This is a genomic window from Paraburkholderia sp. JHI869, from assembly GCF_038900775.1.
Taxonomy (GTDB): Bacteria; Pseudomonadota; Gammaproteobacteria; order Burkholderiales; family Burkholderiaceae; genus Paraburkholderia.
In genome coordinates, this window is record NZ_JAYMSC010000001.1 from 426,585 (window position 1) to 445,331 (window position 18,747).

Sequence of the window (18,747 nt, forward strand, 5' to 3'; positions counted from 1 at the left end):
ATGCGCGCCGCAGCCTTCGCGCGCGTGGCCGCGCCCGTCCTGCTCATAGGGTTGCTGAACGGGTGTCTGCTCGGCCCCAACTACGAGCGGCCGAAAGTGGACGTACCGGCAACGTACCGCTTTGCGTACCCGGACGTGGCCGACGTCGCCAACACCACGTGGTGGGAGCAGTTCGACGACCCGGTGCTCAACGACCTGGTGAAGACCGCGCTCGAGAACAACCTCAACGTGAAGCAGGCGGCCGCGCGCGTCGACGAGTTCATGGGCCAGTTCGTGAGCACGCGCTCGGCACTGTTCCCGCAGGCGAGCGCCGGTTTCAGCGCGGCGCGCGAGCGCGCGACGCAGAACGGGCCGACGCCGATACCGGCCGGCGTGTCGCCGGTCTTCAACGAGTACCAGGCGAGCGTGTCGGCGTTCTGGACCATCGACTTGTTCGGCCAGGTGCGGCGCGAAACCGAGGCCGCGCGCGCCAACGTGAACGTGGCCGAACAGAGCCGCCGCGCGACGATCCTGACGCTCGTCGCATCGGTCGCGACGTCCTATATCACGCTGCGCAGCCTCGACGCGCAGCTCGAAATCGCCCAGAGCACCACGGCGAGCCGGGCCGATTCCGTGCACGTGTTCACGCTGCGCCAGCAGTTCGGACAGACCTCGGATATGGAGCTTGCCCAGAGCCAGTCCGACTATGCGGCGACGAAGGCGACCATTCCGCAATTCGAGCAGCAGATCGTGCAGCAGGAAGACGCGCTCTCGGTGCTGCTCGGCAGCAACCCGGAGCCGATCCTGCGCGGGCGCGCACTGGTGGATCTCTCGACGCCCGCGGTGCCTGCGGGCGTGCCGTCGGACGTGCTCGAACGCCGGCCCGACCTGCTGCAAGCCGAGCAGAATCTGGTCGCGCAAAATGCGCTGATTGGCGCGGCGCGCGCGCTGTATTTCCCGCAGATCTCGCTCACGGGGCTCTTCGGCTCGGTGAGCACGCAGTTCTCCAATCTTTTCACGGGACCGGCGCGGGTCTGGACGTTTGCCGGCTCGGCAGTGATGCCGATCTTCACCGGCGGCAATATCTACGGCCAGAACAAGCAGGCCGAGGCGCGCCAGCAGGAAGCGCTGTTCGCCTACGAAAATGCGATCAAGGTGGCGTTCCAGCAGGTCAACGACGCGCTGATCTCAGTGCAAAAGTCACGCGAGCAGTTCGAGATTCAAAACCAGCAGGTCGATTACCTGCGCAAGTATCTGCGGCTTGCGCGGCTGCGCTACGAGGGCGGCTATACGAGCTACCTGGAAGTGCTCGATGCCGAGCGCAATCTGTTCAACGCGGAACTGCAGCAAACGCAGACCCGGGCCGCGACGCTGACGAATCTCGTCAATCTCTACATGGCGATGGGCGGCGGCTGGGTCGTTCAGGCCGAGCAGATGAGCATGCCCGTACCGGCAAGCGGAGCGCAGCCAGCGAGCGGAGCGCAGCCGGCGCAGCCCGCTGCGCCTCAACCCGTTGCGCAGGTCCCGCAATGACGGCGAGCGCGATCGCTTCCGTTTCCGTGTCCTGACCGATCTCGCGCACGAATTCGCGGTCGATCTTGAGGCGGTCGACACGAATGCGCTTGATATCGACAAAGATCCGGGCAACTTGAGGGCGGGCAATCGCTATTTCGCCAGAGTGGATTCAGGGCGCAAGGCGGGCAGCCAGATTGTTCAGGCGCTTAATTGTGCGCAGTCACGTTAGAATCCCGGCACTCAATAAAAATGAAAAGCTGAAAACAGGTGTCATGCGTATGCAAAGTGGACTGGATATGCGTCGGGAGGTCCGTACGCCGCTATTGTTCGCCCCGCTGCTTCTGAACAAGGACGGCAGGGCGCTCGCACAGGTCGCGGACCTTAGCTCGCGCGGGGCGCTCCTGCATGCGCGCAGCGGTTTGCTTTTCCGGGGAGAGACGGTCTCGGGATGGCTGCAGTCGGCGCCGATCGACGACGAAGACGAGATCGTCCTCGCCGTCGCGCTCGATGTTCGGTGGATCGCCGAGGATCAGGAACGAGGATGGAGCCGTGTGGGTTGCGAGATGCATCCGCTGGATCGGCGCTCGATGGCTCGCCTGCAGGACCTGATCGCGAAGGCCGCGCCTTGACCGGTCGACGAGTCATGCTCAGTCGCTAAAGTTTGGGAGCCGTGCGCCGAAAATCCATCCATGGCGCACGAACAACCCCACCCCCCCAAAGACGATCCGATCTGGGCAGAAGCGCGCGCGCTGGAGGCCAGCATTCGCGCGATCAGACGGGCGCAGGGAAAGAAAAATCCTGAAGACTGTGTCCCAGGCAGCCCGGAATGTCTTGCGATCATGGAAGCCTTTGTGCGCGATGTCGGGCGCGTGCTCGCGCTCGATATGCGCGAACATGAAAAGGACGGTGACGGCGATCGGCACGGCGCCGGGGTGTGATGGGGCGATGCGAGGGAATAAGGGACGCGCTCTGCCGCGCGAGGAGCCGCAGAAATCGGATGATTATTCAGCGGTTCTAAGTAGTTGCCCGTGCGGGCGTAAAGCCGTCGGGACTCCAGTCCTCGCTGCCAACGCCGTGATGCACAAAAAATAAGCCTGCTGGATCGTAGCGGTCCTTGATCGCTTTCAGCCGCGCATAGTTGACGCCCCAGAACGCTTCGCGCCAATCGCCGCGAAAAAAATCGGTCTCGGAAACATAAGAGCCGCTTTGCGGCGATAACGTCTTGAGCGTGGCCGCTGCCGAGGCCACATTCCTGGCGTTGCGATGCGCCTGCGCCATGTCAGGCGGGGCGATGGGCAGGCCCGGAAACGGCGGTGGGCCGCCGGTGGCGACGATCACGAGGCCGAAGGCGTCGGCGACTTTCGGATTCGTGGCGCACTGGCGCGCTGCTTCGTTCACCTCGGGCGGTGTGCCCGCGAGCCCTTTGTTGAAATGCAACTCGACAGCCTGATATTGGGCCGCCGCGACCAAAGCATCGACAAGCCGGCCGCGCTGCGCCGGTTCGAGAAGCGTCGCGGGCAGCCATTGCGAGTCGTATGCGTGAAGAAAGGCGGAGGCCTGTTCGCCATCGCCTTGCCACCAGCCGTGATTGTGCGTGGCGCCTGCGCGCGGGTCGGCTACGAGTCCAGGGTTGGTATCGACGTCCCACCAGCGCCGCGACGAACCGGCGCCGACGCGAGGTGCCTCGGTGAAGCTGAAGTCCTTCGGCGAGGCGCGTACCCAATCGATGAGCGGCGCCCAGACGGACTTTGCCTGATGGTCGTCAAGGCCCTGGCACACCATCGCGACCTCGATCTCGTCGCTGCGAAAGATGAACCGCTCGCCCCACTGAGGGTTGAACAGATGTTTCGCATAGTGATCGACCAGTCGCGCAGCCAGCCGCCGGTAAGCCTCAGGCGACGACGCCTTGATTTTTAATCTGGCCCAGCCGAAGTTTTCGGGCAGGTCGTGCGTGCGCAAGGTGAGCCGGGTCACCACGCCGAAGCTGCCGCCGCCACCCCCTTTGAGCGCCCAGAATAGATCGGCATCCTGACCTTCGTTGGCCGTGCGGACAACGCCGTCGGCGGTGACGATCTCTGCCTGGAGCAGACTCGCGGCCGCAAGGCCAAAACGCTTCGACCAGGACCCGAAGCCGCCGCCCAGAACGAGGCCGGCCACGCCAACGGTCGTGCATCCGCCACCCTGAACGTAGCGTCCCGCCTGCGTCGTGACGGCGGTGTAGGCGTCGATCCACATGCAACCCGCTTCCACCGTCACGGCCGGCGTGGGTGGCGTCGAGCAGCCGGCTGGAACGAACGCGTCATGGAGTTCGATGCGGTTCATCCCGCGCGTCCAGATCAGAAGAGAGTCCGGCGCATTCGATCCGCCAAGGTAGCTGTGGCCGCCGCCTTTCACCACCAGGCGCAAATTATGTTGGCGCGCGAAATTGACGCCGGCAACGACGTCCGCGGTAGAGTGGGCAGCGACTGCGTAGGCACTCGCCTTTGCCGTCCATGCGTCGAGCCAGCCGGAAACCTGCGTGGCGCCAGGATCGTCGCCGAGTGCGAACGGGTTGCGCGCTTCGTTGAGTCTCGCGAGGCAACTAGGTGCGTGGGGCGCTTGCTCGCAGGTCTGCCAGATCGTCGTGGGCTGCAGCAGATTCCCGCCGACCGCTTCGCTCAACGCCGCCCATAGCGGCGCTTTCGGCCAGGCAGGGTCGCCCGGACGCACGCGGCCCGCGCGAGCCGCGTGAGCCAAAACCGGCAGCGAGTCGGCGAAGGCGGAGGCGCTGGCGAGGCACGGCAGGGCGACAACCCCCTTTAGCACGCATCGTCGTTTCATGACGCTTCTTCTCCTCGCGATGGATGAGACGTTTAGCAATCCAAATTACGATGCAGCGCTGACAGCGGGCGCTGGAAGTCTTCCGTCTGGCCATACTCCGTGATGGCGACGAGGCGAAGACCTGCGAGATGAGGCATCGCGCGCAGTGTTTGGGCAAGTTCGTAGCCGCTCATGCCTGGCAGTCGTTGCGTGTCCGGGAAACGGTCCTCGGTTGACGACATGGGGTGCCTGCGCCTCCGGCGTCCGCGATTCCTTGCGACCCGGTCTCCATGCGAAACGGGGGCAAGGGCTGTTTTCATGATATCAGCAATGCTGCGCGCCCCATGGGGCGCAGCATCTCGCGTGTCGAGGCGCGGTTCTTGCGCGTCGCTGTCGCCCTGTGCTTCGTCGTGGATCCGTCCATGAATTCCGCAATTGCCGTGCCGCCTGGGCTTATTCGCTTCGCAACGATAAGTCGTTGCGCGGGCAAACAGTTGGAGCCGGTGCCGTCGAGATCCCGGCGATCTACGCGTCGTGTTTCCCGTCTTGCGGCGCAACGCGTCGAGGCACACGCCCGAGCACCCATCGCGCAAGCAACGCAAGCGGCAACACGCCCAGGAGCCGATGCGCCGCCCACGCCGCGAACGCGCCGTTTACGGCAATGGCCAGCGATGCCGCCGCCGCGGCACCGACGCTGCCGCCAATCGGCGCGAGCACGGCGAGACCAACGAGCAGCACGGCAACCGAGTAGAGGTTGATTCGGTACAGCACGGAAGTGTGCGCCGTCATGCCCAGCAGCTCGGGCATGGCGGTAAAGCATGCCGCCGCGATCTGGCCGAGCGCGAGCACGCGCAGCGCGGCAGCGCCGCCGCCGAATCCCGGTCCGAACAGGCGCAGCAGGTGTTCGGGAAAGAGCAGCATGCCGAGTGCTGCGGGCAACGCGAGGCACAGCACGAGACCTGCCGCCTGGGCCGCGCTTTTATCGAGCCCGTGCCGGTCGTTGCGCGCAAAGAGGCTCGCGAACTTCGGCGCGGCCATGCCGGTCACGCCGCTGATCAACAGATTGATGACGAGCGCGAGACGCCACGCCAGCGCAAAGAGCCCGGTTTCGCGCGAAGAGGCGACGATGCCGAGCACGATGGCGGGCGCCGAGGTGATCAGGAGCTTGGTGAATTCGAGCGTGAAAAGCGGCAAACCGGCCTTGAGGAAGCGGGGCGGCTCGGCTGGCGGCTGGGCGCTGGCGGGCACGCCGCGCAGAAAGCGCTTGAGCAGAAAGGCCCCCGCAAGCGCCGTGAGCGTGAAGCTGGCGGCGACCAGCATGAGCGTGCTCGCGACGCTCATGCCGTGCGTCAGCCCGAGCGGGATGGCGACGGCGCAGAAAATGGCGGGCCAGAGCCACGAGTAGATCATCTGGCTGTAGCCCACGCGCTGGAGTCCCGCGAGCGCCCCCGCCATGGCCGCGCCGAGATTCTGCGGGATGAACGAAAGCGCGCCGAGCGCGAGCGGCCAGGCGAGTTCGGGTTTCTTCAGCACGTCGTGCGCGAAGGCGAAAGCGAGGCCGCCGAGCGCGAGCGAAATGGCTGTGGAGGCGAGCAGCACCAGCCACAGAGCGCGGCGGATGGCAGGGCGCACCGCGCGCGCCTCACCTGCTGCGATGTCCATTGCGATTTTCCGCGTCAGCGCCTGATCGATGCCGAGGCGGCCGAAGCCCGCGAGCGCCACCATCGTGCTGAACACGATATAGAAGTCGCCTGTCTGCACCACGCCGAGCATGGCCGCGATCAGCAGATGGAAACCGTAGCGGCTGGGAAGGTCGAGCAGGCGAACGCCGAGGCTCACGAGCGAGCCTCGGATCATCGAGCCGCCGTTCTGGCGCGCGGGCGTTCCGCTGGCTTCACTCATGCTGCGCCTGCGCGCCGCGCAGCACAAACAGCGTCACGCTCTGCGCGGGCAGGCTCACGCGCAGCGTACCGTCTTGGTAGCGCGCGTCGGGCATGCGAAAGAGCTGGTTGTTTGCGAGCCGCCAGGTTTCGGTCACACCGTTCGCCGCGAAATGGTCGAGCGAGACGGCGGCGTCGGCGGGGCGGTCCAACTGCTTGTTGATGACCACGAGCGTGAGCGCGTGGTCACGCTCGCGCAAGGCGGCGAACGCGGAAACCGTGTCCGGGTCGGGCGTGTTCGCGGCTACGCTGATCGCGCCGAACGCCGCGCCGTTGCCGTCGTAGTTGCGGTAGAGCTTGAACGCCTTGTACACCGGCATCGAAGGATCGAGCGTGCCCCAGCGTGTGGCGAGATCGAGCCCCTCGCGGCCGAAAATGCCGAGCACGTCGGCCTGGGCCGTCGCGCCGTTCATCAGCGTGTCGCCGCCCCAGTTGTATTCCGTGATGCCGATGGGCGTGCCTGGATAGTAGTACGTATCGACCCAACGGCGCATCAGCGGGATCAGCGCCACGACGTTGTTGATCCACGTGGGATCCTTGTAGTTCGGGTCCCACAGGTCGCGCGTGGAGCGGTTGCGCATGAGCGCGACGGCCTGCGAGTTCGTCACGCCCGCTTCGGCATATTCGCCGCCCTGCGGGTAGAAGTGCAGGCTGAACACGTCCACCGGATGGCCCGCCGCTTTCCACTGCGCGAGCAACCAGGGCACGTAGGGCATGCCTTGCGTTTCGACTGTGCGGTCGGGTGTGTGATCGAGGCCGTGGTCCGCTGCGTACTGCTGGTCGAAGCCGCTGTAGAAGTAGCCCTGCCAGCCCCATTCTTCCGGCGCGACGATCTGCGCGTGCGGGTCCGCCGCTTTCACGGCGCGCGAAAAGGCGATCACCTTGCTGGCGATTTCGCTCGCATGCGCGCCCGCGGGATGCACGTCGCGGTGAATGAGCTGCCAAAGGCTCGGCTCGTTGTCGAGCGCGTAGTAGCGCACGCCGCCCGCGCTCGCGCCGCCGAACTGCCTGACCAGATCCGCCACGCGCGCTTGCTCGTTTTGCGGGTCGTCGGGCGTCGAGGCGTCGTTCGCGTCGTTGCCGTCGATCGACTTGCCGCCGGCCGCCACGCCATTGCCGGCGTCGGCGTGCCCGTCCACGTCGTGATTCGGCTGCGGGCCGTATTTGGCGATCGAGAAGCTCGCGAGCGTCTCGCGCGCCGGCCCGAGTTTCGCCACGCGGCCGAGCATCGGAATGGTCACGATGGGCGTGGCGCCCGCCGCCTGGGTGAGCGCGACGAAGCGCTCGCCGAACTGGTCGTTGATATCGGCGGGATTGACGGCGAGGCTTTCGAAATACCAGTCCTTGCCCGCGTTGCGCGCATCGATGCGCCAGTTGTAGGCCGAGGCGCTGTTGCCGCCCGAGCGGTTGACCGGCGCGCGCAGGTCTTGCAGGACGGCGGTCGTGCCGAAGTTGATGCCGTAAATCAGCGGGCTGATGGGATGCCGGCCGGCCGCGGCATCCACCGAGATGGCCACGGGCAAGGGCGTGCCCGAAGTGGCGTCCGTGCAGGCCGCCGCGCCCGACATGAGCAGCGCGCCGATCAGCAGCGTGTGCAGGTTCGGGCGTTTGACGATGCGCTTGATGCGCCGCTTGATGCGATCAGGGCGAGGCATGGTGAACCCGCAAATCGGCATGGTCGGCGAGATCGTCGCGTTCGCTGTCCAGCTCGCCCACGCGCCAGACGTACGCGAAGATCGCGAGAATGACCGAGGTTTCGCCCGGTGTGAGCGTAGGCGGGTAGAAAAACGAAATGAGCAGGATGTAGACGAGATAGTCGAACAGCGCGCCGAGAAAATCGTCGTCGACCTTCTTGCGCAGGCGCCGGTAGAACACGATGCCGCGCAGCTGGAAGAACAGGATGATGAGCGCGCCGATCAGGCCGTACTCGAACACGATGCCAAGCCACGTAATGTCGGCGAGGAAAAAGAAGTGGTGAAAGTAGTCGATCAGGTTGTCCTTGCTGGTCGAGCTGATCGTGCCCACGCCGAAGAGCCAGCGCATCGGTTCGCTGCCGAGGAACTTCGTGGCGAGCAGGATGGTGATGCGGCGCGTGTCGAAACCCGTGCTCGCGTCGGTGCTGAACGTCGTGGCGAGGTAGCCCGCCGAAAACATGGCGACGAGCGCGACGGGCGCGGCGAGCAGCAACAGAATGCGCGTGCGCATGCGCGACCACGCGAAGGTGTTGATGACGAGCACGCTGATGACGCCGATGACCATGGCGCGCGTCTTGACGATCAAAAGCGTGACAGCGAACGCGACGAGCGCGCCGAACAGATGGCCCGCATGCTTTTCGAAGAAGGCTCGCCGGTAGCAGAAGAACAGCAGGATGAGCGGGAAATACATCGACATGCGGATGCGATGGCCGCGGTTGTCGCTGCTGAAAAACGGTGACTGGCCGATCACATACGATTCCTGGTACCAGTCGGACGGCACCACGGCCCAGAGCACGATCAGCACCGCGAGAATGACGACGCCCAGCACCACGAAGCCGCGCTCGAGCTCGCCGAGCGTGGGCTTGAGCGTGAGGAGGAGCGCGAGGAACGAGAAGAAGTACAGGACAGGCAGCAGCTTCACCTGCGCCGTGATGCTCGTGAAAAAACTCTCGTGGAAATAGAACACGGCGGCGAAGCTCGGCACCAGCAGGAGCCACGCGAAGCTGATGAGGATTTGCCGCGTCATGGGAAAACGCCGTTCGCCGCCCAGACGCAGCACGCCTGGCAGCGAAATGACCGGCAGCGCTTTCGAGAGCGCCCAGAGCGGCACGAGCGTGCTCAGGTAGTGGAACGTCTGGCCAAAGAGCGGCAAGAGTGCGAGCAGCCACCACGTGACCCGCCACCTGGCGGGCTCGCTCGAAAAGACTGGGGCAAGCCCGGGGGGTGTGGTGGCGGTTTCCATCGTATGGGGTTCGCGAGCGGTTCGTTCGCCGGTCGTTGAAATCCGCTGGGCGTTACGGGCTCGCTGAGCAGGCTTAGTAAGTCGTGGGGTTGTTCGAGATCGTGTAGTCGAAGCCCCGCTGGAACGGAATGACCTTGTCGATGTACTGGTCGACCCACTGGTCGACTTCGGCGATCGAGGACTTCGGCACGAAGATCGTGTCGGTGGCCTGCAGAATGACGTCCTGCGTCGGGTCGCCGCGATGCGTGAGCGCGTCGATATCGATCGTGCGCAGCATCGGGCGGCCATCGGGGGTGCGGCGGATCAGCACGACTTCGTTGGTGCGCGCCGTGTCGAGCAAGCCCTGCGCGGCGGAAATGGCCTGCAGCACGCTCATGCCTGTGTGCAGCGCGATTTCTCCGGGCCGCGCGACCTGGCCCGCCACATAGACCTTGGCCGCCGACTGCAAGATGGCGACCGAGGCATGGGCGTTCTTCGCCACGCCGTTGGTGGCGAGCGCCTTGTTGATGGCGTCCGCGAGCTGGGCGACCGTGAGGCCCGCCGCGGCAATCGTGCCCGCGAACGGCATGGTCAGGCCGCCGTCCGGCGCGACCGAACCGCGAAAGTTCAGCTCGGCATTGAAGGGCATGACGACCGAAAGGTCGTCGCCGGGTTCGATGCGATAGACGCCGGGCGTGGCTTCCGACCACGCCGCGAAGTGCGTGCGCTGCTGGTATTGCGGCTCCACCCAGGTCTGGGTGCAGGCGGTAAGCGTCATCAGCCCGATAACGCAGGCTGGTCGGAATATGTTCATCGGGCGCGTGGGCGAAGCAGTGGCTGGCGGTTCCTTGATCTCTTATCAAGTAACGGCAGGAGTTGCCGTTAATGAAGGGTGGAACTCGCGAATTTTCCAAAAATGTCCGATTGACGCGACATTCCTGGATGTTTTCTTACGTATTATATGCGCCGTCGAATCTTCACTGTTGGTCCGGAACCGCAACTGTATGGTTATTACTACTAGAACAAGGCCTGAACGGAAGGCGGCTGTTGTCGAACTGACGGTCCGGGATTATCTCAACACCTTCTTTTATTATCGCAAGCTCGCAACAGCGGTATTTCTTTCCGTTGTGGCCATTGGCCTTGCGGTGGCGCTCTTTGTGCCCATGCCTTACCGGGCGCAATCCACGCTGCTCGTACTCCTTGCAGGATATTACGACCAGTCGAATAACCCGAACGGCGGCGCAGCGTTGCAGCCGGCCATCGGCCAGCTCGATGGCGTCGAAGCGCAGATTCTCGGCAGCCCGGAGCTTCACCGCGACGTCGTGATTTCGAAGCTCGGGCCGAACGCGAGTGAACACGAGATCGACAGCCAGTTGCAGGAATTCGAGCATCGGCTGCATATCGAGCAAAACGATCTCGCGAGCACCATCAACCTCACGTACTACGACGCCGATCCCAAGGAAGCGGCAAACGCGCTTTCGCGTCTGCTCGACACGTATTTCCGCCGGCGCGCGACGATTTTCACCTCGGGCCGCGTCGATTTCCTGACCGGCCAGCGCGACGAAGTCGCAAGGCAGCTGAAAAAAGCCGATGCCGATCTGCTCGCGTTCCAGAAAACGCACGGCATCGTCAATATCGACGACCAGACTTCGCGCGCCGTGCTGCTCGAGAGTCAGTTGGTCCAGCAAAAGCTCGAGAACGACACGTCGCTCGCGCAGCATCACGGCGAGCTGAAATCGGAGCAGACGTCTTCGAAGGGCGTGAAGGCGACGATTCCGATCTTCACCGACGACTCCGAAGCCGCTCACGCGCTCGACACGATGCAGCTCTCGCTGATGCAGCTCGAAGCGCGCCGAGCCGATTTCGCCTCGCGCTATATGGACAGCTCGCCGTTCGTGCAGCAGCTCGATCAGCAGATCGCCGACATGCACGCGAGCATCGCGAAGCGCAAGGAGCAAATGGCCACGGCTACACGCTTCGGCCACAACGACTACTACGACGTGGTGCAAGGGCGGCTTGCCGCGCTGAACGCGAGCATCGCGGGCGAAACCGCGCGCCAGCAGGCGCTCGAAGGGCAGATCAAGGACACGCGCGCGAAGCTCAGGGGCTTGAGCGACATCTCCAGCCAGATGCGTCAGTTGCAGGCAACGCGCGACATTCTGGCCGACAGCTTCAAGGACCGTTCGCGCCAGGTCGAGCTCGCCAAGATCCAGCAGGGGCAGGTGAGCCAGGTGAACAGCACGAACGTGCGCGTGATCCAGGCGCCGTTCCCGCCGTCGCAGCGCAGCGTTTCGGCGAGCCTCATCATTGCCGCGAGCGTGGCGGCGGGCCTGTTGATCGCGGCGCTCGTCGTGCTCGTCATGGCGAGCCTGCGCGAGACCTTCCTGAGCCCGGAGCAGGCCGAGCGCTCGCTGATGCTGCCGGTGCTGAACGCGCCCGTCATGCTCGGCGGCGGCGCGCGCCGGCCCGGCGCCGCGTCCGCCGACGCGGCCAATCCCGCCAAAGCGGCCAGCCGGCCCGCTCACCTGGCGTATGGCCGCATGATCGCGGCCATCAACGCGAGCGCGGATTCGCCCGCCAAGGTGATCATGGCGCTCTCGTTCGGCAAGAACGACGGGCTGCTCTCGGTGATTCGCGGGCTTGCCGTCGAACTGGAGCACCGCACGACCAAGCCCGTCCTCATTCTCGACATGGCTTCCGGCGCCGACGCGCCGCTCTATGGCCCGCCGAACGCGCAGGGCTTGCTGACGTGGTCGGGGCATAACGGGCAAAGCCGTGCGGCGAGCGCGGCGCCCACCGATATCGCGGCTTCGAGCGGCCTCGTGTTCGAGAGCGTCGAGCGGCACAACATCGTCGTCGCGCGGCCGGAAAGCGGCACGTTCCCGACTTCATGGCAGCAGACCACGACCCTGTTCGACGCGCTGCGCGAGGCGCACGACTACATCGTCGTGCATGCGCCGCCCGCTAGCCAGTCCTTCGCCGGCATCGAAAACGCGGCGCTGGCGGACGCCACGGTCATGGCGGTGCGCGCCGAGGTTTCACGCAAGCCGGTGGTGCTGGGCCTGAAGGCTCAACTGCTCGACGCGGGCGGCAGGCTGATCGGCATTGCGCTGACGCATCGGCGCGGCTACATCCCGAACTTCATTTATCGATTCTTCTAACATTCGGGGCCTGACTGCCATGCACCAGATCAGCGCGATTCTGCCGATCAAGACGCGGGGGCGGCACTACGCCGACAACATCGGCCGCTGCGACATTCTCTTCTCGTCGCTGCGCCATTTCACGACGCCCAAAACGTTTCACCGTTTCGTGATCGTGGTGCCGCACGACGAACTCGAAGAGGTCAAAGGCTACGCGAAAGCGTGGTCCGATTTCCCCATCGAAGTGGTCGACGAATCGCTGTACATGGGCATTTTTGCGGAGTTCTCGCAGCGCCACCAGATCCGCAACTGGCACCGGCAGCAGATCATCAAGCTCAATGCGCCCGAGTGGATCGAAACCGAGTATTTCCTCGTGCTCGATCCCGACTGTTTCGCCACGCATCGGTTCAGCGCGGACACGCTGATTCTCGACGGAAAGGCGCTGACGCACGTTCAGCCGCGCACGGTGGAGCCGTACTACTGGGAGGCTTCGGCGAAGCTGCTGCAGATCGATCCGCAACTCACGCGCGACGGCATCTGGTGGACGCCGGCCATCTTGTCGCGCACGCTGTGCGTGAGCCTGCAACAGCGGCTGGCGAAGCTGCACGGCACCGACTGGCGGCGCGTGTTGCTCGCCAATTACGCGCTCGACTGGACCGAGTACACGCTTTACTGGCTCAACGCCGAGAACGAAGGGCTGCTGGAGCAGTACCACACTGGGCCGAAACCCGGCCAGCGCGCGCTGCATGCTGACGAAAGCGTGTGGTTCGCCGACAAGATGGAAGGCTGGAACGAGGCGCGGCATCTCGCGCCGGAAAGCGACGGCATGTTTGCCGTGGTTCAGAGCAACACGCATATTTCGCCGCAGCGTGTGGTGGAAATGCTTTCGCCGTATTTCCCCATCACGCTGCAGCCTTACGAGCGCCATGTCGACCCTGCGCTAAAGGGCGCCGAACTGTATTCGGCGGTTGCGCGGCGCGGACTCAAGCTGTTGAACAGACTGCGCGGTTAATCGGGCCGTTGCGCCTGCAACGAATCTGAAACGACGCTTCCGCGCTTCGTTCATCGCCCCGGCTGCAACTGGCCCCAGCTCACGAGAATGGCCTGAATGCTGCGCGCATAGGCATCGCGCTCGTGCGGCGACTCCGAGTGGTACGCGCCGATGGCGCGCCACGTGTTGCCGTATCGCACCATCTTTTGCTTGAGCAGCCAGGCGGCCACGAAAATATTCACGCACGGGTCCGTGAGGGCGCCGTGCGGAATGCCCTCGCGCGAAAGCTCCGAAAAGTGAATCGAGTTGATCTGCGCTTGCCCGACGTCGATCGAGCCGTTCGCGTTGTGATTGATGGCCGCCGCGTCGCCTTTCGATTCACGCCATGCGACGGCGCGCAGAACCAGCGGATTCACGCCCTGGTAGGCGCCGGCCTTTTCGAAGCATTCTTCGGCGGGCGGCGCGGCGTGCGCGGCCGTTGCGCCGAGCGCCGCGAGGCTCATTAGCGTGATCCACACGCGGCGGACTCGCGATCGCAGGCACAGGGCGTTGGTCTGCTGCTGCATGGGTCGAAGCTCCCGGTTGGGTTGACTGCGGGGTTGACCGCGGCGGAGACTGCGCAACGTCACTGCGCGAGAGCGGAATCGAGTTGCTGCTCGATGTCCTTGAGGTAAGCGCGCGAAGTCTCGGAGACAACGAGGCGCGGCGCGGGCATGGCGCAGTGGCAATCGCGCTGGCGCAGCTTCTTCTTGTGCGAGGACGAGCGCGGTGCGGCGGGAAGCTCGTCGTCGTCGCCGGCGGTGGGCGGCAGCATGGCGAGCGAGGGCAGCGGCGGATAAACCTTGTCGGCCGCGGGCACGGCGACGGCAGCGACGGTGGTGGCGCCCCCGGCGGCCGGCGCGCTGGCGGCAGGCTGGCCCGCCCAGGCGGCGCTACTCAGGCAGAGTGCGGCGGCGAAAACGATCGGACGCATCGAGTCAGCTCCCCGCATGCAACGGCTCGATCGAGACGCTGTATGTCTGGTTCGCACCGGCCGTGAGGTTTTCGAGCGTGGGCTTGGGCCCTTGCGCGGGCACGCCGCGCCAGATGGCCTGATTGATGTACTTGAGGTCCTGGCCGAGGGCCGTCACGCGGATCACGGTGGGCTGCTTCTGCGCGGCGGCGAGCGCGCCCGCCTTGGCGAGCACCGCGCTCAGTTGCGGGTCGTGCGCGCCGAGCGCATCGGCGGGAATGTCGAACTTCATGATGACGTTCGACACCGCGGGTTTCCCGGTTTGTGCCGTGGCGGGCGGCTGCAGTTGCGCGCAGCCTGTCATAACCATTACGGCAAGTAAAAGCAAAACGCGCGTCACGGCCGGGTCTCCAAAAATTCGTGGCGATGTACGCGTTTTCGGCCTGGCACGCGCCGACTTGATACCCGGACAGCAAACGTTTGCCAAAAAGAAAGACTTCGCTCGCGGAGTCGCGCTTCCCGGAAGGTCGCTCGCGCGCGACGCAGACTTCGGGCAGAGAACTGCCTCCCCCAGTCGGTCCGGAAATGCCGGACGCATGCGCCTGAAAAGTATGAAGAATGATGGGGCGGCGCGGCACCGGGCCAGGTGCCGTGCGCCGTCTCTCATCAGTTGAGCTTGCCGAGAACCGCGGTGAACTCATCCTTGTTCATCGCGCGCAGCGTTTGCGTGCGGATATTGCCGAGCGACCCGAGCGCGAGGCCGAACGCCATGAAGCTTTCCTCGTCGGGCGCTTCGATGACCGTGACGATGTCGTATTTCCCGAGCGTCCAGTAGATCTGCTTCATTTCACAGCCGAAAGTCTTGGCGAGTTCCGCTGCCTGACCGGCCCGTTGCGCGCTGTTTTTCACAGCGCGAATGCCCTGGTCGGTGAACTGCGCAAGCACCACATAGGTCGACATGACGATTCCCCTTACGATGAGATCGAAACGCGGATTACGAACTCCCCTCGGCCGACCCTTCGGGCCGGATGTTCTGGTTATGGCGGAAAAGATTGTTTGGGTCATAACGCGTCTTGACGGCGACGAGACGCTCCATGTTCGGACCATAGGCCGCCTCCACGCGCGCGCGTTCGTCGTCGGTGAGGAAGTTCACGTAGACGCTGCCGAGCGCATACGGCGCGGAAGCTTCGAAAAAGTCGCGCGCCCAGGCAATGCAGCGTTCGTCGTCGGCGGGGTCGGTCCAGCGGCCGTGCACGTTCATGACGTAGAGCGCGTCGCGGTTCGCGTAGGCCATCGCATCGGGCGCGAAGCGCAACGTCGCGCCGCCGATCTGCCCGAAGAATATTTCGCACTGGGGCGAGGGCAGCGTGGCGATGGCGTCGGTCAGCGTGTCGATGAGACCGTCGGGCAACGCGTCGAGATTGTGCGATTTCCAGTAGTTGCGCTCGCCCGGCGTGAGGAGCGGATCGAATGCCTGCTGCCACGCGGCATAGGGCATCGGGCCGAGATGTTCGCCACAAGGCTTGCCGAAGCCCCGCACCACCTCCACCGCGCCCGGCCCGTTTTCCAGCGGCCCCGAATAGCAGATGGCGAACACGATGACCGGCTTGCCGTGCACCTCGGGCGGCAGGAAGGGTAGCGGCGGCGCGAGACGCGATACGCTCCAGACAGTCAGGTCTTCGGGCATCGTCGCGGCGGCCTCGCGATACTTGGTGAGCGCTTCTTTCGCGGCGTCGAACGGCAGCACGACCAGCCCGCCGTAGATTTGCGGGCCGAGGGGGTGAAGCGCGAACTCGAACATCGTGACCACGCCGAAGTTGCCGCCGCCGCCGCGAATCGCCCAGAACAGGTCGGTGTTTTCTTCGGCGTTCGCGCGCAGCAGATTGCCGTCGGCCGTCACGACGTCGGCTGAGACCAGATTGTCCACCGACATGCCGAAGCGCCGGCTCAGCCAGCCGAAGCCGCCGCCCAGCGTGAGGCCCGCCACGCCCGTAGTCGAGTTGATGCCGAGCGGCGTGGCGAGGCCGAACGCCTGCGCTTCATGGTCGAAGTCGCCGAGCGTAGCGCCTGGCTCCACATAGGCGCGGCGCGTGGCGGGCTCGACTCTGACCGACTTCATCAGCGAGAGATCGATCACGATGCCGCCGTCGCACAGCGCGCTGCCCGCAATATTGTGGCCGCCGCCACGCACGGCGAGCGGCAGCCCCGATTCACGCGCGAGCGCCACGGCCTGGCGCACGTCTGCGCAGCCCCGGCAGCGCACGATCAGCGCGGGGCGGCGGTCGATCATCGCGTTCCAGATTTGCCGGGCCGCTTCGTAATCCGCGTCGCCGGGTTGCAACGCAACGCCTCGCAGCGCGCTTTTCAGTGTGGCGACGGATTCGTTCGACAGGCTTGACATGGCACACCTCTCAATTCATCGGATCGGACAAACGCGCGCACATCACAGGACGTGCGTTTTCATGGACTGAACGGAACTGCGGGCGACCGCTTCAATTGTCGAATCAAATGCGGCTTAAGCACGCGCGCAAGGCGGCGTGCGTCCGGTCGGGAAAGCGGGAAGGAAGGGCTTTCGCAAAGGGCCGCGGGGGCAGCCTCTGGCCGGACCGCGAGGGACCGGGCGGCGAGCGCGTGGTGACTTCGCCGGGCTGCTACCCAGGCGGCCACCGAGCCTCGCCGATTCATTAGCTAACCTAAATTACGCAGCTTGATAAATAAAATCGCGTGCAATTAATTCAGATTATTGTCGCGTTTGGATTCGCGCTTTAATAGTTTAGCAAGCACAATGCATGGATTCTATAATTTTCACGCCCGCACGGGCTGCATGCGTGTGCCTGCCCACACAACGCACGCGAACATACCGCCTCACACCCCACGCGCATCCGGCGCCCGAATCTCGGCGGAGCCCCAGGCGCCCTCAGACTTCAAATTGCCACCCGATCGCCCCGGCACGTTCGTCCGTGGCAGAATGAGCCGCGTCGCGCAGTCCCGACATCAGCGTAAGGCCTTTCCAGCCGGGAGCCGCCCGTGAAATACCCGCTAATCGTTGGTTTGAGTATCGTGATCGTCGATGTCGTCGTGTGGCGTGCGCGGATTCCTCCACAGGATCTGATCAGGCTCTTCATCCGGCTGGCGCTCTTTGCGGCGTTGAGCTGGGTCCTGTTTTCATCGGGCATGAATCCGTTCGGGCAGGCGCCGTACCGCGACGCGCCCGAACTCCACTGGTTGGCCCAGGTTCTGGAAATCGTCTGGTGGCTCATGGCGGCGCGGCTGTTTACCCTGTCGCTCGACTCGTTGCTGCTGCCTCGCGCCTGGCGAAAGCAGCGGCTCTTCTCGGACGTCTTCGGCGCCGTCGTCTTCCTCGCCGCGGTCGTTGCGGCGCTTGGCTTCGTGCTCGAACTGCCGGTGCGGGGCCTCGTCGCAACGTCAGGCGCACTGGCTATCGTGCTTGGTCTCGCGATCCAGAGCACGCTCAGCGACGTATTCGCCGGAATCGTGCTCAACGCCACGGAGCCGTACACCGTAGGCGACTGGGTCGTGATCGACGATGTGGAAGGCAAGGTCGTCGAAATGAACTGGCGCGCCACGCATTTGCTGACCGGCCAGGGCAATACGCTCATCGTCCCGAACGCTTTTACATCCAAGGCGAAAATCTCGAACAACAGCAGGCCGGCAGATGTGCACGGCCTGTCGCTCGTGCTCGAGATCGACCCCGAAGCACGGCCGAAGACCGTGATCGACGCGCTGGAACGCGCGCTGACCGGAAGCAACGCCATCCTCAAGACGCCTGCGCCCTATGCCCGCATGCAGCGCGCAACGCTGAACTCGATCCATTACGAAGTGGTCGGTTTCGTCGACGATATGGGCAAAAAGAGGGCGACCTCCAACGAACTGTTCGACCTGTGCTACCGCCACCTTGCTGCCTCCGGGGTATCGTTGCGTGCGCTGGGCGTGCCGGCGCCGATCATGGAGGCGCACGACGCGAAGGAAGGCTTGCTCAAGCGCGTGTCGTTGTTCGAAAGCTTGAGTGCGGAAGAGGTGAGACAACTCGCGAAGCGTCTTTCGCGCCACGAGTACCAGGCCAATCAACAGATACTCGCCCCGGACACCGTGCCGGACAGTCTCGCCATTATTTATGCGGGCGTGCTGTCGGTGACTTTCCGTGAGTCGTCGGGTGAGCGCGAGCTCGCGCGCATTGGCCCCGGTGAGGCATTTGGGGAGGCGGGCCTGCTGGCGGGCCTGCCCATGCACGTGTGCATTACCTCGCTTACGCCATCGGTCCTGTTCGAGATCGGCAAGGACGACATGACCGCGTTCCTGAAAGAGCACCCGGAAGTCGCGAAGCAACTGTGCCAGTTATTGGCGTACCGGCAAGACAAGATCGCCAAGTTGACGACCGCGCTCCCCGCTGAAGAGGAGCAAGGTCATTCGCTCTTCGAGTGGCTCTTCGGCAAGGTGCGCAATATCCATTCGCTGCACGATTCGTGAATGGGCGTTTTCGCTGCGCGCGCCCGG

At 64.6% G+C, this 18,747-nt stretch carries 17 protein-coding genes; 6 read left to right on the forward strand and 11 right to left on the reverse strand.

Annotated features, from left to right (window positions below; all coding sequences use genetic code 11):
• The 3 genes from VSR72_RS01970 to VSR72_RS01980 all read left to right on the forward strand — a co-directional run bounded on the left by VSR72_RS01970 (nucleotide 1) and on the right by VSR72_RS01980 (nucleotide 2,432).
• A complete protein-coding gene (locus VSR72_RS01970; protein WP_342950719.1) occupies nucleotides 1-1,512 on the forward strand; it encodes an efflux transporter outer membrane subunit in 1,512 nt (503 codons plus the stop codon).
• Nucleotides 1,513-1,706: 194 nt separating this feature from the next.
• Nucleotides 1,707-2,123, forward strand: coding sequence for a PilZ domain-containing protein (locus VSR72_RS01975; protein ID WP_342950720.1), 417 nt, complete (start codon nucleotides 1,707-1,709; stop codon nucleotides 2,121-2,123).
• A gap of 60 nt (nucleotides 2,124-2,183) precedes the next feature.
• Complete coding sequence (locus VSR72_RS01980; RefSeq protein ID WP_342950721.1) at nucleotides 2,184-2,432, forward strand: hypothetical protein; 249 nt, start codon at nucleotides 2,184-2,186, stop codon at nucleotides 2,430-2,432.
• 76 nt (nucleotides 2,433-2,508) lie between these two features.
• On the opposite strand, the gene VSR72_RS01985 is transcribed toward VSR72_RS01980, so the two are convergent.
• From VSR72_RS01985 to VSR72_RS02010, 6 genes are all read right to left on the reverse strand, one after another.
• Nucleotides 2,509-4,314, reverse strand: a complete 1,806-nt coding sequence (locus tag VSR72_RS01985) for an FAD-binding oxidoreductase (protein WP_342950722.1) — start codon at nucleotides 4,312-4,314, stop codon at nucleotides 2,509-2,511.
• Nucleotides 4,315-4,346: 32 nt separating this feature from the next.
• Nucleotides 4,347-4,487, reverse strand: a complete 141-nt coding sequence (locus VSR72_RS01990) for a hypothetical protein (protein WP_342950723.1) — start codon at nucleotides 4,485-4,487, stop codon at nucleotides 4,347-4,349.
• Between the two features lie 331 nt (nucleotides 4,488-4,818).
• Complete coding sequence (locus VSR72_RS01995) at nucleotides 4,819-6,195, reverse strand: oligosaccharide flippase family protein (RefSeq protein WP_342950724.1); 1,377 nt, start codon at nucleotides 6,193-6,195, stop codon at nucleotides 4,819-4,821.
• The gene (locus VSR72_RS02000) at nucleotides 6,188-7,888 is read right to left on the reverse strand and encodes a glycoside hydrolase family 44 protein (protein WP_342950725.1); all 1,701 of its coding nucleotides are present in this window, start codon (nucleotides 7,886-7,888) and stop codon (nucleotides 6,188-6,190) included. Before VSR72_RS02000 ends, VSR72_RS01995 begins: the two co-directional genes overlap by 8 nt.
• Nucleotides 7,875-9,170: a hypothetical protein gene (locus VSR72_RS02005; protein WP_342950726.1), complete on the reverse strand. Its 1,296-nt coding sequence runs from the start codon at nucleotides 9,168-9,170 to the stop codon at nucleotides 7,875-7,877. The genes VSR72_RS02000 and VSR72_RS02005 overlap by 14 nt, the downstream gene beginning before the upstream one ends.
• Nucleotides 9,171-9,243: 73 nt before the next feature.
• The gene (locus VSR72_RS02010; protein ID WP_342950727.1) at nucleotides 9,244-9,927 is read right to left on the reverse strand and encodes a polysaccharide biosynthesis/export family protein; all 684 of its coding nucleotides are present in this window, start codon (nucleotides 9,925-9,927) and stop codon (nucleotides 9,244-9,246) included.
• A 385-nt stretch (nucleotides 9,928-10,312) separates the two neighbouring features.
• Between VSR72_RS02010 and VSR72_RS02015 the strand changes: the two genes are divergently transcribed.
• Together VSR72_RS02015 and VSR72_RS02020 are read left to right on the forward strand one after the other, a co-directional pair.
• Nucleotides 10,313-12,310 (forward strand): hypothetical protein, encoded by a 1,998-nt coding sequence (locus VSR72_RS02015; RefSeq protein WP_342950728.1) that lies wholly within the window; start codon nucleotides 10,313-10,315, stop codon nucleotides 12,308-12,310.
• Between the two features lie 19 nt (nucleotides 12,311-12,329).
• The gene (locus VSR72_RS02020; protein ID WP_342950729.1) at nucleotides 12,330-13,301 is read left to right on the forward strand and encodes a DUF6492 family protein; all 972 of its coding nucleotides are present in this window, start codon (nucleotides 12,330-12,332) and stop codon (nucleotides 13,299-13,301) included.
• 50 nt (nucleotides 13,302-13,351) lie between these two features.
• Here VSR72_RS02020 and VSR72_RS02025 read toward each other — a convergent pair whose 3' ends face one another.
• From VSR72_RS02025 to VSR72_RS02045, 5 genes are all read right to left on the reverse strand, one after another.
• Complete coding sequence (locus VSR72_RS02025; protein WP_342950999.1) at nucleotides 13,352-13,783, reverse strand: lytic transglycosylase domain-containing protein; 432 nt, start codon at nucleotides 13,781-13,783, stop codon at nucleotides 13,352-13,354.
• Between the two features lie 122 nt (nucleotides 13,784-13,905).
• Nucleotides 13,906-14,253: a hypothetical protein gene (locus tag VSR72_RS02030; protein ID WP_342950730.1), complete on the reverse strand. Its 348-nt coding sequence runs from the start codon at nucleotides 14,251-14,253 to the stop codon at nucleotides 13,906-13,908.
• Nucleotides 14,254-14,257: 4 nt separating this feature from the next.
• On the reverse strand, nucleotides 14,258-14,602 hold the full coding sequence (locus VSR72_RS02035) for a hypothetical protein (RefSeq protein ID WP_321915242.1): 345 nt from the start codon (nucleotides 14,600-14,602) through the stop codon (nucleotides 14,258-14,260).
• Nucleotides 14,603-14,898: 296 nt separating this feature from the next.
• Complete coding sequence (locus tag VSR72_RS02040; RefSeq protein WP_342950731.1) at nucleotides 14,899-15,192, reverse strand: GYD domain-containing protein; 294 nt, start codon at nucleotides 15,190-15,192, stop codon at nucleotides 14,899-14,901.
• A gap of 34 nt (nucleotides 15,193-15,226) precedes the next feature.
• Nucleotides 15,227-16,633 (reverse strand): FAD-binding oxidoreductase, encoded by a 1,407-nt coding sequence (locus VSR72_RS02045; protein WP_342950732.1) that lies wholly within the window; start codon nucleotides 16,631-16,633, stop codon nucleotides 15,227-15,229.
• Nucleotides 16,634-17,259: 626 nt separating this feature from the next.
• Between VSR72_RS02045 and VSR72_RS02050 the strand changes: the two genes are divergently transcribed.
• Nucleotides 17,260-18,720 (forward strand): mechanosensitive ion channel family protein, encoded by a 1,461-nt coding sequence (locus VSR72_RS02050; protein WP_342950733.1) that lies wholly within the window; start codon nucleotides 17,260-17,262, stop codon nucleotides 18,718-18,720.
• Nucleotides 18,721-18,747: the final 27 nt, after the last annotated feature.

Excerpts from the sequence above, each read along its gene's own strand:
- VSR72_RS01970 (WP_342950719.1), top strand. The coding sequence starts at position 1 with ATGCGCGCCGCAGCCTTCGCGCGCGTGGCCGCGCCCGTCCTGCTCATA.
- VSR72_RS01980 (WP_342950721.1), top strand. The coding sequence starts at position 2,184 with ATGGCGCACGAACAACCCCACCCCCCCAAAGACGATCCGATCTGGGCA.
- VSR72_RS01985 (WP_342950722.1), bottom strand. The coding sequence starts at position 4,314 with ATGAAACGACGATGCGTGCTAAAGGGGGTTGTCGCCCTGCCGTGCCTC.
- VSR72_RS01990 (WP_342950723.1), bottom strand. The coding sequence starts at position 4,487 with ATGAGCGGCTACGAACTTGCCCAAACACTGCGCGCGATGCCTCATCTC.
- VSR72_RS01995 (WP_342950724.1), bottom strand. The coding sequence starts at position 6,195 with ATGAGTGAAGCCAGCGGAACGCCCGCGCGCCAGAACGGCGGCTCGATG.
- VSR72_RS02000 (WP_342950725.1), bottom strand. The coding sequence starts at position 7,888 with ATGCCTCGCCCTGATCGCATCAAGCGGCGCATCAAGCGCATCGTCAAA.
- VSR72_RS02005 (WP_342950726.1), bottom strand. The coding sequence starts at position 9,170 with ATGGAAACCGCCACCACACCCCCCGGGCTTGCCCCAGTCTTTTCGAGC.
- VSR72_RS02010 (WP_342950727.1), bottom strand. The coding sequence starts at position 9,927 with ATGACGCTTACCGCCTGCACCCAGACCTGGGTGGAGCCGCAATACCAG.
- VSR72_RS02015 (WP_342950728.1), top strand. The coding sequence starts at position 10,313 with ATGCCTTACCGGGCGCAATCCACGCTGCTCGTACTCCTTGCAGGATAT.
- VSR72_RS02020 (WP_342950729.1), top strand. The coding sequence starts at position 12,330 with ATGCACCAGATCAGCGCGATTCTGCCGATCAAGACGCGGGGGCGGCAC.
- VSR72_RS02025 (WP_342950999.1), bottom strand. The coding sequence starts at position 13,783 with ATGAGCCTCGCGGCGCTCGGCGCAACGGCCGCGCACGCCGCGCCGCCC.
- VSR72_RS02030 (WP_342950730.1), bottom strand. The coding sequence starts at position 14,253 with ATGCGTCCGATCGTTTTCGCCGCCGCACTCTGCCTGAGTAGCGCCGCC.
- VSR72_RS02035 (WP_321915242.1), bottom strand. The coding sequence starts at position 14,602 with ATGGTTATGACAGGCTGCGCGCAACTGCAGCCGCCCGCCACGGCACAA.
- VSR72_RS02040 (WP_342950731.1), bottom strand. The coding sequence starts at position 15,192 with ATGTCGACCTATGTGGTGCTTGCGCAGTTCACCGACCAGGGCATTCGC.
- VSR72_RS02045 (WP_342950732.1), bottom strand. The coding sequence starts at position 16,633 with ATGTCAAGCCTGTCGAACGAATCCGTCGCCACACTGAAAAGCGCGCTG.